The organism is Streptomyces laurentii, assembly GCF_040635425.1.
Classification (GTDB): domain Bacteria; phylum Actinomycetota; class Actinomycetes; order Streptomycetales; family Streptomycetaceae; genus Streptomyces; species Streptomyces laurentii.
This window is the reverse complement of the sequence record NZ_JBEYHT010000080.1, coordinates 1-12,960: the sequence shown is the minus strand read 5'-3', so window position 1 is coordinate 12,960 and position 12,960 is coordinate 1. Positions and strand designations below refer to the sequence as shown.

At 74.5% G+C, this 12,960-nt stretch carries 15 protein-coding genes and 2 pseudogenes; 12 read left to right on the top strand and 5 right to left on the bottom strand.

All coding sequences use genetic code 11. The features are described 5' to 3' along the window. Positions 1 to 24: 24 nt before the first annotated feature. Both ABZ693_RS32455 and ABZ693_RS32450 read right to left on the bottom strand, forming a co-directional pair. Positions 25 to 378, bottom strand: coding sequence for a hypothetical protein (locus ABZ693_RS32455; RefSeq protein WP_359884828.1), 354 nt, complete (start codon positions 376 to 378; stop codon positions 25 to 27). Positions 379 to 443: 65 nt separating this feature from the next. Beyond that, positions 444 to 1,496: a GlxA family transcriptional regulator gene (locus ABZ693_RS32450; RefSeq protein ID WP_359884826.1), complete on the bottom strand. Its 1,053-nt coding sequence runs from the start codon at positions 1,494 to 1,496 to the stop codon at positions 444 to 446. Between the two features lie 214 nt (positions 1,497 to 1,710). Here ABZ693_RS32450 and ABZ693_RS32445 point away from each other — a divergent pair, with 214 nt between their 5' ends. Both ABZ693_RS32445 and ABZ693_RS32440 read left to right on the top strand, forming a co-directional pair. Then, positions 1,711 to 1,851 carry a hypothetical protein gene (locus ABZ693_RS32445; protein WP_359884825.1) on the top strand — a complete coding sequence of 47 codons (141 nt, stop codon included), beginning with the start codon at positions 1,711 to 1,713 and terminating at the stop codon, positions 1,849 to 1,851. Further along, positions 1,848 to 2,396, top strand: a complete 549-nt coding sequence (locus ABZ693_RS32440; protein ID WP_359884823.1) for an MFS transporter — start codon at positions 1,848 to 1,850, stop codon at positions 2,394 to 2,396. The genes ABZ693_RS32445 and ABZ693_RS32440 overlap by 4 nt, the downstream gene beginning before the upstream one ends. 48 nt (positions 2,397 to 2,444) lie before the next feature. Here the strand turns inward: ABZ693_RS32440 and ABZ693_RS32435 are convergent. After that, positions 2,445 to 2,907: pseudogene (locus ABZ693_RS32435) on the bottom strand (helix-turn-helix transcriptional regulator); the annotation flags it as partial. Positions 2,908 to 2,909: 2 nt separating this feature from the next. Between ABZ693_RS32435 and ABZ693_RS32430 the strand changes: the two are divergent. The 6 genes from ABZ693_RS32430 to ABZ693_RS32405 all read left to right on the top strand — a co-directional run bounded on the left by ABZ693_RS32430 (position 2,910) and on the right by ABZ693_RS32405 (position 8,392). Then, the gene (locus ABZ693_RS32430; RefSeq protein WP_359884860.1) at positions 2,910 to 3,056 is read left to right on the top strand and encodes a zinc-binding dehydrogenase; all 147 of its coding nucleotides are present in this window, start codon (positions 2,910 to 2,912) and stop codon (positions 3,054 to 3,056) included. A 125-nt stretch (positions 3,057 to 3,181) separates the two neighbouring features. Beyond that, entirely contained in the window at positions 3,182 to 4,255 is a 1,074-nt protein-coding gene (locus tag ABZ693_RS32425; RefSeq protein WP_359884821.1) for a hypothetical protein, read from the top strand. Then, positions 4,255 to 5,547 carry a sensor histidine kinase gene (locus ABZ693_RS32420; RefSeq protein WP_359884820.1) on the top strand — a complete coding sequence of 431 codons (1,293 nt, stop codon included), beginning with the start codon at positions 4,255 to 4,257 and terminating at the stop codon, positions 5,545 to 5,547. Before ABZ693_RS32425 ends, ABZ693_RS32420 begins: the two co-directional genes overlap by 1 nt. Before the next feature lie 29 nt (positions 5,548 to 5,576). After that, entirely contained in the window at positions 5,577 to 6,263 is a 687-nt protein-coding gene (locus ABZ693_RS32415) for a response regulator (RefSeq protein WP_435842610.1), read from the top strand. A 107-nt stretch (positions 6,264 to 6,370) separates the two neighbouring features. Next, entirely contained in the window at positions 6,371 to 7,822 is a 1,452-nt protein-coding gene (locus tag ABZ693_RS32410; RefSeq protein WP_359884819.1) for a peptidoglycan D,D-transpeptidase FtsI family protein, read from the top strand. A gap of 132 nt (positions 7,823 to 7,954) precedes the next feature. Continuing rightward, on the top strand, positions 7,955 to 8,392 hold the full coding sequence (locus ABZ693_RS32405) for a hypothetical protein (protein WP_435842609.1): 438 nt from the start codon (positions 7,955 to 7,957) through the stop codon (positions 8,390 to 8,392). A 34-nt stretch (positions 8,393 to 8,426) separates the two neighbouring features. On the opposite strand, the gene ABZ693_RS32400 is transcribed toward ABZ693_RS32405, so the two are convergent. Continuing rightward, positions 8,427 to 9,050, bottom strand: coding sequence for a TetR/AcrR family transcriptional regulator (locus ABZ693_RS32400; RefSeq protein ID WP_359884818.1), 624 nt, complete (start codon positions 9,048 to 9,050; stop codon positions 8,427 to 8,429). Positions 9,051 to 9,103: 53 nt separating this feature from the next. Here ABZ693_RS32400 and ABZ693_RS32395 point away from each other — a divergent pair, with 53 nt between their 5' ends. The 4 genes from ABZ693_RS32395 to ABZ693_RS32380 all read left to right on the top strand — a co-directional run bounded on the left by ABZ693_RS32395 (position 9,104) and on the right by ABZ693_RS32380 (position 12,875). Next, complete coding sequence (locus ABZ693_RS32395; RefSeq protein ID WP_359884816.1) at positions 9,104 to 10,036, top strand: DUF2867 domain-containing protein; 933 nt, start codon at positions 9,104 to 9,106, stop codon at positions 10,034 to 10,036. An 83-nt stretch (positions 10,037 to 10,119) separates the two neighbouring features. Further along, entirely contained in the window at positions 10,120 to 11,319 is a 1,200-nt protein-coding gene (locus ABZ693_RS32390; RefSeq protein WP_359884814.1) for an MFS transporter, read from the top strand. 44 nt (positions 11,320 to 11,363) lie between these two features. After that, entirely contained in the window at positions 11,364 to 11,603 is a 240-nt protein-coding gene (locus tag ABZ693_RS32385) for a hypothetical protein (protein ID WP_359884813.1), read from the top strand. 36 nt (positions 11,604 to 11,639) lie between these two features. Next, the gene (locus ABZ693_RS32380) at positions 11,640 to 12,875 is read left to right on the top strand and encodes a TerD family protein (RefSeq protein WP_359884811.1); all 1,236 of its coding nucleotides are present in this window, start codon (positions 11,640 to 11,642) and stop codon (positions 12,873 to 12,875) included. Positions 12,876 to 12,882: 7 nt separating this feature from the next. Here ABZ693_RS32380 and ABZ693_RS32375 read toward each other — a convergent pair. Beyond that, positions 12,883 to 12,960 (bottom strand): annotated as a pseudogene (locus ABZ693_RS32375) (DedA family protein); the annotation flags it as partial.

Genomic DNA, 12,960 nt, shown 5'->3' with positions numbered 1-12,960 from the left:
CCCCGGTCGCCCGTCGCGTTCCGTTCAGTCGTTGATGACGATGAAGTCGACCGCCGCGGTCAGTTCCGTGGGCCAGTCGATGAAGACCCGGGTGAAGACGTCGTTGTCCCCCGGCACGACGTTCAGGACGCTCATCTTCGCCGCGCCCATGAACCTCGGCGATCCCGGGTTCCCCGCGTACTCCGCGATCGAGGCGCACACGTGCGAGTTCACGGTGATGGGCTGGCCCGTGGGTCCGCCGAGGAGATGCAGGTCGGCGAGACCTGACAGACCGCCCAGGTCGACGCGGGCGGCGAAGGACCGCGACCCGATCGCCGAGGGCTTGAGGTCGTCCAGCGACACGGTGATGGTCGGGATCTCTTCCGGCTTCTCCGGCATGACCGACTCCTGACATCCGGTGACATCCGGTGGGTGTGGCGTGGCGGCACTCCGCTCACGCGTTCTCACTTTCCAGCCTGTTCCCCCATTTGAGTGATCGCAACTTGCGCGCTCCTCCCGGACGTTCGAGGTCGTGGCGCGCGGTGACCGGCCGCGTCCCGCGCATCGGTCATGCAGGTGAAGGAGGTACGGTACGCGCTCGGCGTGAGCCCCGTCCGCCGCAGCATGTGGCGCCGCAGCGAGTCCGCCGTGCCGAGGCCGGACTCGCGGGCAAGGACGTCCATCGGCAGCGCGGTGGTCTCCAGGAGCTCCTTGGCGCGTTCGACGCGCTGGTGCAGCAGCCACTGGAGCGGGCTGACGGCGGTCTCGGCGTGGAAGCGGCGGGAGAGGGTGCGCACCGAGACCCCGGCGTGGCGGGCCAGGTCGGTGAGAGTGAGCGGCCGGTCGAGGTGCGCCATGGCCCACGCGCGCGTGGCGGCGAAGGAGACGCCGCGCTCGGGCGGCAGCGGGGTGTGCGTGAACTGGGTCTGGCCGCCGGGCCGTACGGGCGCGGCCAGCGCGAGCCGGGCCACGGTGTTGGCGACGGCGGCGCCGTGGTCGGTGCGGATGAGGCGCAGGCACAGGTCGATGCCGGCGGCGTAGCCCGAGGGGGTGACCAGCGAGCCGTCCTGGACGAAGAGGACGTCGTCCTGGAGGTCGACGGTCGGATGGCGGGCGGCGAGTCGTTCCCGGTGGGCCCAGTACGTGGTGGCGCTGCGGCCGTCGAGGAGCCCGGCGGCGGCCAGGGCGAACGAGCCGGTGCAGATGGAGGCGATCCGCTTGCCGTCGGCCGCGACGTGGCGCAGCACGTCGACGACCCGTGGATCGGGGGCGTCGATCGGGCCGCTGCCGGCCAGGATCACGGTGTCGGCGCCGTCCAGGGCGTCGAGTCCGCGCGGGATGTGCAGGTCCAGCCCGCCGGTGGTGGCGACCGGGCCGGGGACGGGCGTGCAGACGACCGTCTCGTAACCGGGCCGGCCGTCCACCTCGACCTTGGCAAGGAGCAGTTCCGGTATCGCCAGGTTGAACATCGAGACGGGCGGGGCGGCGATCACGGCGACGCGCCGGACAGCGGTCATGGCCAGAACCTCCGGTCATATGACATTCAGGCCACTGCTGTAGGGCGCCGCCGCCCAGCAGGCTGGATCCATGACCCCAACAGACCACGCCTCGAAGGCCGTTGACACCCGTCCCGCCACCGGCGGCGGCACACCCTCCCCCTCGACCGGCCACAGCCCCGACCCAGGCTCCGACCCAGGCTCGGGCTCACGCTCAAGCCCAGCCTCGGGCGCCGTGTCCGGCGGCTCCCCGGGGCCGGCGCTCTTCACCGCGCTCCTCGGGTTCGCGCTCATCACCCTCGACTCCTCGGTGGTCAATGTCGCCCTGCCCGCGATCGGCGCCGATCTGCGGACCTGGCCCCCGGGGTGTCGGTGACGGCGGGCGCGGCCAACACGGTCGCGTTCTACGGCATGATCTTCCTCTTCGGTCTCTTCTTCCAGCAGCTGCTCGGACTGTCCGCGCTCGGCGCGGGCCTGATGTTCCTGCCGATGACGGGGCTGCTCGCCGGCGTGAACGTGCTGTCCGCGAAGGTGGCGGCGCGGTACGGGGCGCGGCTGCCGATCGTCGCCGGCCAGGTGGTGGCGGTGGCCGGGCTGCTCGGCCTGCTGGCGGTGGACGCGGACACGCCCCGGGTGGCGCAGGCACTGCTGCTCGTCCCGCTCGCGCTGGGCTGCGGTTTCGCGCTGCCGCCGATCATCGCCGCGATGCTGGAGGCCGTCCCCGCCGAGCGCGCGGGCACGGCGGCCGGGCTGCTGAACGCGATCCGGCAGACGGCGGGCGCGCTGGCCGTCGCGGTCTTCGGGTCGCTGGCCGCCGCCCAGGGGATCGCGCCCTCCCTGCGCACCTCGCTTCTGATCAGCGTGGGTCTGCTGACGGTGACGGCGCTGGCCTCGGTGCGGCTGCCGCGCCGCCGCGACTGAGGGCCGGCGCCGGAGACAGGGGGCCGGAGCCGGGGGCCGGACCGGGCGTCAGGACGCCGCGCGATACCGGCCCGGCGCCATCCCGTACTCCCGCTTGAACGCCTTGGCGAAGGCGAACTCCGAGGAGTAGCCGGAGCGTTCGGCGACGGCCCGCAGGGGCAGATCGTCCGCGCGGAGCAGCCGGCCGGCGGTCGTCATCCGCCACCAGGTGAGGTTCGCGAGCGGGGGCCGGCCCACCAGGGTGGTGAAGCGGCGGGCGAACGCGGCGCGCGAGAGGCCGCCGAGGGCGCCGAGTTCCTCGATCCGTCCACGGGTGGGCGGGGACGCCGTGCAGGGCGCGCAGCGCGGCGGCGACGGCCGGGTCGGCGAGGGCGGCGGACCAGCCGGTGGACCGGTCGGCGCGTTCGGCCAGCCACCAGGTGCGCAGCAGCGAGAGCAGCAGGGTGTCGAGGAGCGCGGGCACGATCGCGTCGGATCCGGGCAGCGGCTCGGCGAGTTCGGCGCCGAGCCCGGATGGCCGGGTGCGTCGGCTCCGGGCTGCGGGACGGCTCGCCGGCGCCGGTGATCGCCGAGGTCTTCGAGGGCCTGGAGTCGCTGCCGGACGCGCACCGGCTGATGGAGTCCGACACCCACCTCGGGAAGATCGTCGTACGGGTGTGACCTGTACGGGTGCGATCTCCGCCCCGGTTCTCCCCCGGCGGGCTGATCCTGCTCCCCCGCACGGCGGAGCAGGTCCGCCGGCCGGCAGGACGTGCCGGACGGGGGCGGGACCCGAGGGTGGGGACATGACGTTCTCCCGCTCCCCTTCCCCCTCCGCCGATGTCCCCCCGATGTCCCGCCCCGGCCCCGGACCCGGCCCCGCGGGTCCGCTCCGGCCGGCGCTGCGCGTCCTCGCGATGGTCGCCTGCCTGCCGTACATCGCCCTGAAAGTCGCCTGGGTGGCGGGCAGCCGGATCGGCGTCCCCGACGGCAGCGGGCTGCTCGACCACCGGGTCATGCTGATCGTCGCCAACGGGCTCAGCGTGCTCGCCGACGCGATCGTGGTGCTGCTCGCGCTGCTGCTCACCCGGCCGTGGGGTCTGCGGGTGCGGGCCTGGCTGCTGGTGTTCCCGATGTGGGCGGCCACCGGGCTGCTCGCGCCGATCATGGCCGGATACCCGGCCCAGCTCGTCGTCGCCGCCTTCGGTGACGCGGACGGCGGCGGGTCGGGGCCGGCCGCCGAACCGTTCCTCGACGCCTGGGTCTTCCCCGTCGTGTACGGCGGGTTCATCGTGCAGGGCCTGAGTCTCGGCACGCTGTTCGCGCTGTACGCGCACGACCGCTGGAGTCCGGTGTGGGCCGGGCGGCTCGGCGCGCCGGGGTCCGACGGGCTCGCGGGCCTGGTGGGGCCGCGGGTCCGGGTGGCCGCGGTGGCCGGGGCGGTGCTCGCGGTGGGTCCGGCCGCGCTCCATGCCGCGTGGGCGGCGGGCGCGACCGTCGGCCTGCCCGCCCGGTACCTCGCCGAGTACCACGGCGACCAGGCCGTCGTGGACCTGGTCCGGGCGCTGTTCCTCGGTGTCGCCGCGGTCGCCACGCTGTGCCTGGTGGCGGACCGGCCGGCCGGGCGGCGGGTGCGGACCGCGCTGGCGTGGGCGTGGGTGGCGTCCGGGGCGGCGGGCTGCTGGGGCGCGTACATGACGCTGGTGTCCGTGGTGTCGAGGGTGTCGAGCGGACCGATGGACGACGCCGGGAAAACCCCGACGACCCTGATGATCACCACTTACGCTGGCGAGATGATCACCGGATTCCTGCTCGCCGGCTGCCTGGCCGCCGTCCTGACCGCCCGGAGCCGCCGCCTCGCCCGGGGCGCGGCAGCGTGATGCGCGCCGCGCTCCGGACGCTGCTGGGGCAGCGGGCCCGGCGGCGCTGGATCCATATCGTCCTGGGCGGCGCCGTGTTCATGCCGTTCTGGCTGGTCGGCACGGTGGTCGTGGGCGCGTTCGGCGGCGGGGCGCCGCTCGGGAACCGGCTCGGCGACCAGTTCGCGGCGTACGCGGTGGGGCTGCCGCTCGCCGCCCTCGCCGCGCTCCTCCCGCTCGCCCGGCCGATGTCGGTGGCGGCGGCCCGGACGCTGTGCGGGGTGGCGCCGGGCCGGTTCGCGGAGGGCCCGGCCCGCGGCTGGGGGGCCCGGGCGCGGTCGGCGGGCTGGTTCACCCTGCACGTGGGGCTGGGCGCGCTGGTCAGCGGGGCGAGCCTGGCGCTGCCGCCGTTCGCGGTGGCGCTGATGGCGCTGCCGTTCTCGGCCCGGCTGCGGGCCTCGGATCTGGGCGGGTACGGGCACCTCGACGGGGCGGGTCAGGCCTGGCTGGGGCTGCCGCTCGGGCTGCTCCTGCTGCTGGCGCTCGCGGGCGTGGTGGCGGCGACGGGCGCGCTGCTCGCCGCCGCCGCGCCGCGGCTGCTCGGGCCGAGCCCGGCCGACCGGCTCGCCGCCGCCGAGCGGCGGGCCGCCGAACTGGCCGTCCGCAACCGGCTCGCCCGCGAACTGCACGACTCCGTCGGACACGCGCTGAGCGCCGTCACCCTCCAGGCCGCGGCCGCCCGCCGGATCCTCGGCCCGAAGCCCGCCGCCGCGGACGCGGACCACGGCGAGGACCACGACGCGGACCCGGCCTCGGACTTCGTGCGGGAGGCGCTGGCCGCGATCGAGGAGACCGGGCGCCGTACCCTCGGCGAACTCGACTCGGTCCTGGGCCTGCTGCGCAGCGGCGAGGACGACGGGGCGCTCGCCTCGCCCGGTCTGGAGGCACTGGACGCGCTGGTCCGGGGCGCGGGGGCGGCGCGGGTGGCGCTGACGGTGCGCGGGGATCTCGGCCGGCTGCCGGAGGCGGTGTCACGCGAGGGGTACCGGATCGTGCAGGAGGGGCTGACCAACGCGGTGCGCTACGCGCGCGAGGAGACGGTGACGGCGCGGATCGCGCTGTCGGGCGACGAACTGGAGATCACCATGGAGAATCCGCTGTCCGGCCCGGCGCCGGTGGCCCGTCCGGACGGCGGGCGCGGTCTGCGCGGCGTCGCCGAGCGGGCCCGGCTGCTGGGCGGGAGCGCCGAGGCGGGTCCGGTGGACGGCGTGTGGCGGCTCGCGGCGCGGCTGCCGGCCGGGGGTGCGCGGTGATCCGGGTGGTGCTCGCGGACGACGAGCGGATGGTACGGACGGCGTTGCGGGTGATCCTGGACGCGGAACCGGACCTGGAGGTGGTCGGGGAGGCGGCGAACGGCGCCGAGGCGGTGTCGGTGGTGCGGGAGCTGCGGCCGGACGTCGTCCTGATGGACGTGCGGATGCCCGGGATCGACGGCATCCAGGCGACCCGGCGGATCGTCGCGGACGGGCACGGCGAGGCGGCGGAGGCCGACGCGATCGGGGAAGGGGAAGCCGAGGCGGCCGGGGAGTCCGGGGGCCGGGGCGGGCCGCGGGTCGTGGTCGTCACCACCTTCGAGAACGACGCCTACGTCTACGAGGCGCTGCGCGTCGGCGCGTCCGGTTTCCTGCTGAAGCGGGCCGCGCCGGAGGAGCTGGTGAGCGCGGTCCGGCTGGTCGCCCGCAGTGATTCGCTGCTCTACCCGGCCGCCGTCCGCGGTCTCGCCGCCGAGCACGCCCGCCGCCGGCCGCGGTCCGCCCCGCCGTGGGCGGCCCGGCTCACCGACCGGGAGGCGGAGGTGCTGCGGCGGATGGCGAAGGGGCTGACCAACGCGGAGATCGCCGGCCTCATCGGCGTCGGCCCGGCCACGGTGAAGACCCATGTGGCCGCCGTCCTCGCGAAGACGGGCACCCGGGACCGTACACAGGCGGTGATCGCGGCGTACGAGTCGGGGTTCATCACGCCCGGCTGAACGACGGGTCCCGGGCGTCCCGGAGCGCCGCCGCCTTCCATGAAGGTTCGCTGAGAATCCGGGCGAACCGGAACCCGGCCCGTACGCCCGTTCGTCCCGGATACGGGATGAACAAGACGATCAGGCGGGCCTCGGTCTTCTCGCTGCTCCTGGTGCTGGTCCTGCTGGGCCGGGCCACCTGGGTGCAGGCGTACGAAGCTCAGGCGCTCGCACACGAGAAGAAGAACCGGCGGAACACCATCGCGCAGTACGCGCAGCCGCTCGGGAACATCGTCGTGGCCGGCTCACCGGTCACCGGCTCGAAGCGGACGACCGGCGGCGACCTCGCGTACAAGCGGGTGTACACCGACGGCGCGCTGTACGCGGCGGTCACCGGCTACAGCTCCCAGGCGTACGGGGCGACCCAGCTGGAGGGCATCTACGCCGACGTCCTCGGCGGCACCGACGACCGGCTGAAGAACCCGCTGGACGCGATCACGCGCAAGCAGACGGAGCCGGGCACCGTCGTCACCACCATCGACCCGGAGGTGCAGAAGGCCGGGTACGAGGCGCTCGGGGACAAGAAGGGCGCCGCCGTCGCCATCGACCCGAAGACGGGGCGGATCCTCGGGATGGTGTCGACGCCGTCGTACGACCCGTCGAAGATCACCGGGGTGACGGACGGCGACGCGTGGCGGCGGCTCACCGAGGACCCGGACAAGCCGCTGGTCAACCGGGCGCTGCGGCAGCCGCTGCCGCCGGGCTCGACGTTCAAGCTGGTCGTCGCCGCGTCGGCGCTGGAGGACGGGCTGTACGGGTCCGTGGACGAGCCGACGCGCAGCCCCAACCCGTACACGCTGCCCGGCACCCGGACCGTGCTCACCAACGAGAACCCGGCCGCGCCCTGCGCGAACGCCACGATCCGCACCGCGCTGCGCTACTCCTGCAACAACGTCTTCGCGAAGATGGCCGTCGACCTGGGCCAGGACAAGGTACGGGCGACGGCGGAGAAGTTCGGCTTCGACGACGAGAAGCTGGACGTGCCGGTGCGGGCCTACCCGAGCGTGTACCCGACCGGCATGGACCGGGCGCAGACCGCGCTGACCGGCATCGGCCAGTTCGACGTGACGGCCACGCCGCTCCAGATGGCGATGGTGTCGGCGGCCCTGGCGAACGACGGTCTGCTGGCGGCGCCGCACATGGTCACGGAGGTCGTCGACGCCGACGGCGACCCGCTGCGGACGTTCGAGGACGGGGACACCCGGCGGGTCGTGTCGTCCAATACGGCCGAGCAGCTGCGCAGCGCGATGCGGACGGTGGTCGAGGAGGGCACCGGCACGAACGCGGCGATCCCCGGCGCCGAGGTCGGCGGCAAGACCGGTACGGCGCAGCACGGCGAGAACAACAGCAAGACGCCGTACGCCTGGTTCACCTCGTACGCGAAGGACCCGGGCACCGGGAAGGAGGTCGCCGTGGCGGTGATGATCGAGGACTCCGCGGCGGCGCGCTCGGAGGTCTCCGGCAACGGGCTCGCGGCCCCGGTGGCACAGAAGATGATGCGGGCCGCACTGAAGGGCTGAGTGCCCCGGGAGGGGTGAAGTCGCGTGATACGGGGGCCGGTTGATCATCGGCCCCCGTCGCACGATATGCAGGTGTCCTGATCACGCTGCCGCGCGCGCGTCGGCGCGCGCCCGCACCCCGGAGGACCTGCTGTGCGTCTCCCCCGTTCCCTGTCCGGCTGGACCATGGCCGTTTTCGGCGTCCTCGCGGGCGTCCTCGGCCTGGTGGGCCTGATCCAGCCGGACGTCATGATCCGGCTCATGGGGCTGGACCCCCTGCCGGAGGCGAGCCGCGCGGACGGCGACCACACCCTCCTCTTTCTGACGGCTTCCTCGATGGCGGCCCTCAATATGGGCGTCTACTACGTGCTGGCCGCCCTCGCCGACTGGAAGCCCTTCTTCCGCTGGACGGTCCCGTTCCGGCTGCTGACCTGCACGGTGTTCACGCTCACCGTGGTCACCGGGCGGGCCCCGGCCGGGTTCCTCGGCGTGGGCCTGTGGGAGGGCGTGGGCGCCCTGGTGACGGGCGCGGCGCTGCGCGTCGAGTCGCGGCGCGCGGACACCGCGGACACCGCGGGCACCGTCGGGTAGCTCCCCGTGAGGGCCGTCAGGGCCGTCAGGGCCGTCAGGGCTTGAGGAGCGCCTCGGCCACCGCCGCCAGATAGGCGGGGTCGGTGGGGACGGCGCCGGGCAGCGCGTGGGAGAGCTGGGCGTGGCCCAGGTAGCTCGTGTACGAGAGCAGGGCGCGGTGCCGGGCGGCCTCGGGCGGGAAGCCGAGCCGTTCGAAGAGCCGGGCGAGATAGCCGACCCGGCGCTCGGTGACACGGGCGAGCGCCGCCGCCACCTCGGGGTGGTCGCCCGCCGCGAGCAGCCGTACCTCCAGCGGGTCCTCGGCGGCGGAGGCGGTCGCGGCGCGCAGGAGGGTGGCGAGCCGGCCGGCGGGGTCGGGTTCGGCGGCTTCCATGGCCGCGATGATCCGCTCGGTGGACATCTCCTCCCAGCGGGCGAGGGCGGCGGCGACGAGCGCGTCCCGGTTGGCGAAGTGCCAGTAGAAGCTGCCCTTGGTCGTGCCGAGGCGGGTCGCGAGGGGTTCCACGGCGACACCGGCGAGCCCGCGTTCGCCGAGCGCGGCCAGGGCCGCTTCCGCCCAGTCGTCGGCGGTGAGCCGGCGGCGGGCGTGGCGTTCCCGGGCGGCCGGGGCCGCGGGCGGCGCGGGTGCGGAGGGGGCGGGTTCCGGGTGCTCGGACATGGCACCGTACGCTACCGTACGGAGAACATACGCTCCCGTATGGAGGTGCGGTCATGCCCGCTGCGCGCACGGTACGCAACACCCATCACCGGATCGTCGCGGCCCCGGCCGAGACGGTCGGAGCCCTGGTCGACCGGCTGTCCGCGCCGGACGATCCCCTCTTCCCCACGCCGGTCTGGCCGGCCATGGCGCTGGACCGCCCGCTCGCCGTCGGCGCCGACGGCGGGCACGGCTCGATCCGCTACCGGGTCACCGCCCACGAGCCCGGCCGCTCGGTCCGCTTCGACATGAACGAGGGCGGCCTGGGTTCGGGCTATCACCGGCTCGACGTCGAACCGCTCGGCCCGGACCGCTGCCGCGTGTCCCACACCCTCGCCGTCGCCATGGACGCCCGGTCGCGCGCGCTCTTCAAGCTGGCGATCGAGCCCGTGCACGACACGATGGTCGAGGAGATCTTCGACAACGTCGAACGGGCGGCCCTCGGCGCCCTGCCCCACCGGCCGGCCCGTCGCCCGCCTCGGGCCCGGCTCGTCAACCGGCTCTTCTGGGCCCGCCCGCGGGCCGTCCCGGTCCCCGCCGCCGCCTCGCTGCTCCGTGAGGCCCTCCCGCACCCCGACTTCACCGACGCCTGGCATATGCCTCTGAAACCGGGTATGCCGCGCGACCCGCGGGCCTGGCGGAACGTCCTGCCGTTCCCTGTGCGCGGCACCGCCAAACGGGAGCTGATGCTCGGCGAGGACGCCTCCCACCTGGACTTCCGGGCCTCGGTGGTGATCGACGACGAGGGCGTCACCCTGGCCACCGCCGTACGGTTCCACCACGTCCTCGGCCGCGCCTACTTCGTCCCCGTACGCCTCGTCCATCCGCCCCTGGTGCGGCTGATCCTCCAGCGCGAACACCGCCGTCTGGCCTATGCCACCCCGCCCGCCGGAGTTCGCAACCGGACGCCGTCCGCCCCACTGCCCGAGTCCGCCCCCACCGACTGAGTCCGCCCCCTGAGGCCACGGGCCGCCGAAGACTGGGCATATGACCGATCCGCGGCGGCCACCTCAGACGCCAGCCTGCGGGCATGCGTGTTCCCCTCTACCTGACCGCCGTCCTCGTGTCCGGGTTCGGGACGACGGCGCTGTGGCTGGTCTCCGGCATCTGGGTCAAGTCGCTCACCGGCTCCGACGCCTTGGCGGCCCTCACCGCCTTCGCCCTTTGGGCGCCCGCGCTCCTCGGGCCGCTGCTCGGCTCGCTCGTCGACCGGGTGCGGCGGCGGCCGCTCCTGGTCGGGGTGAACCTGGCGATGGCGGCGCTGCTGCCGCTGCTGCTCGCGGTGGACGGGCCCGGCCGGGTGTGGCTGCTGTTCGCCGTCCTCCTCGTGTACGGGACCCAGGGCGCCGTCCACGAGGCGGCGGAGACCGCCCTCGCCGCCGGCACGCTCGACCAGGACCGGCTCGGGGAGCTCAACGGGCTGCGGATGACGGTCAACGAGGCGATGAAGCTGCTCGCCCCGCTCGTCGCCGCCGGACTCTTCGCCCGGTACGGCGGCGGGCCCGTCGCCCTTCTCGACGCGGCCTCCTTCGCGGTGGCGGCCGGGGCGTTCGCCCTGCTGCGGGTACGGGAGGAGCGGCCCGCGCCGCGGCGGCGACCCCGGATCTCCGACGGCGCCCGGCTGCTGTGGGCGTCGCCCGAGCTGCGGCGGCTGGTCCTGGCGGGTGGCTTCACCATGCTGCTCGCGGGGCTCAACGGCGCGCTGATCTACGCGGTCGTCGACCACGTCCTCGGGCGCGCCCCCGCGTACGCCGGTGTGCTGTACGCGGTACAGGGCGCCGGGTCCGTCGTCGCCGGGCTGACGGCCGGTCCGCTGCTGCGGCGGCTGCCGGAGCGGGCGCCGGCCGTGCTCGGGCTCGGACTGTTCGCGGTGGGCGCGGCGGGGCGGGCCCTGCCGTCCGACGCCGCCGCGCTCGCCGCGAGCGCGCTCATCGGGGTGGGGCTGCCATGGGTGCTGATCTCCGCGACGACGGCGGTGCAGCGGCACGTCCCGGCCGAGGCGGTCGGCCGGGCGGCGGGGACCGCGCACACCCTGGTCTTCGCCCCGAACGCGGTGGCCCTCGCCCTGGGCGCGGGGCTGACGACACTGGTCGACGTCCGCGTGGTGCTGCCCCTGCTCGGGATCGCGGGCCTCGCCGGTGCCGCGGTGCTCGCCCGCACGGGGCGGGGACTCCGTAACCGCCCGCGAACCCGCACGCGAACCCGCACGCGCCTCCGCGCGAACGGATGAATATTCGTGTGACGGGCTCGGCGCGGACCGGCAGGATGCCCGCCATGCCTCAGCCTCAGGGATTCGTCCACACCCGGCGTTCGGACGGCAGCGTCGTCATCACCCATCGCGGCCGCGCCGCCGCCACGCTGCGCGGCGGGCGCGCGGCACGGTTCCTCCAGGAGGTGGAGGCCGGCGACCCGCAGCTGGTGATGGCGCGCTGGACGGGCGCGTACAAGTTCGGCAACGAACGGACCGCCAAGCAGCACCCGCGTCACCAAGGTGGCCGAACCGGGCGCGGGTAAGGGAACGGCAAAGGTGCCCTGTTCGTTAGCCCCGGCATGACCGCTATGACCCCCGGCTCGAACATCCCTCTCACCGCCGCGCGCGTGGCGGTGGACGTCGCCGCTCCGGTGCGGCTCGACGTATCGGGCCTGCTGCTCGGTGCCAACGGCAAGGTGCGCTCCGACGACGACTTCATCTTCTACAACCAGCCGGCCGGCCCCGGCGTCACCTACCGCTCCGGCGGCGGCACGGCGCCGGACGCGATCCTCGTGGACACCTCCGCCGTCCCGGCCGGCATCGAGAAGATCGTGGTGACCGCGAGCCCCGACGCCGCCGGCCAGACCTTCCAGGGCATCGAGCCCACCGCGACCCTGCGCAACGCCGACGACGGCAGCGTGCTCGCCACGTTCACCCCGCCGCAGCTCGCCACCGAGACCGCGCTCGTCGTCATCGAGATCTACCTGCGCAACGGGGCGTGGAAGGCCCGTGCCGTGGGCCAGGGGTACGCGAACGGGCTGGCCGGCATCGCCACCGACTTCGGCGTGAGCGTGGACGAGGAGCCCACGCCCGCCGCCGCCCCCGCGCCCGTGGCACCGCCCGCGCCGCCCGCCCCTCCGGTCGCGCCCTCGATGCCGTCGGCTCCGCCGGCCTGGCAGGCCCCGCCGGCTCCGGCCGCCCCGCCCGCCGCTCCCCCGGCCCCGCCCGCCGGCAGCGGGAAGATCAACCTCGACAAGGGCCGGGTCAGCCTCCAGAAGAACCAGACCGTGTCCCTGGTCAAGGGCGGGCGGCCGCTGCTCTCCCAGGTCAAGATGGGCCTCGGCTGGGAGCCGGCCTACCGCGGCAAGGACATCGACCTCGACGCGTCCGTGATCGCCTACGGCCCGCAGCGCAACCACGTCGACAGCTGCTACTTCGGCAAGCTGTCCATCCTCAACGGGGCCGTCAAGCACTCCGGTGACAACCTGACCGGCGAGGGCGCGGGCGACGACGAGGTCATCGTGGTCGACCTGGGCCGGCTGCCCGCCGACACCACCGGCCTGGTCTTCACCGTGAACTCCTTCTCCGGGCAGAAGTTCACCGAGGTCGCCAAGGCGTACTGCCGGCTGATCGACGCGGCGACCGGCGAGGAGCTGGTCCGGTTCGACCTGACCACGGCGGAGCCGCAGACCGGCGTGATGATGGCCAAGCTGATCCGTCAGTTCTCCGGCGAGTGGGAGATGACGGCGATGGGCGAGTTCGTCAAGTCCCGGACCGTCCGGGGCATGGTGAAGCCCGCGGCCCAGGCACTCTGAGCACGAACTCGTCGAAGACGATGGCGAGGACACCGATCGGACCGAAGGTCTGGATCAGATAGTCCGGGTCCAGCCAGCTCGGTCC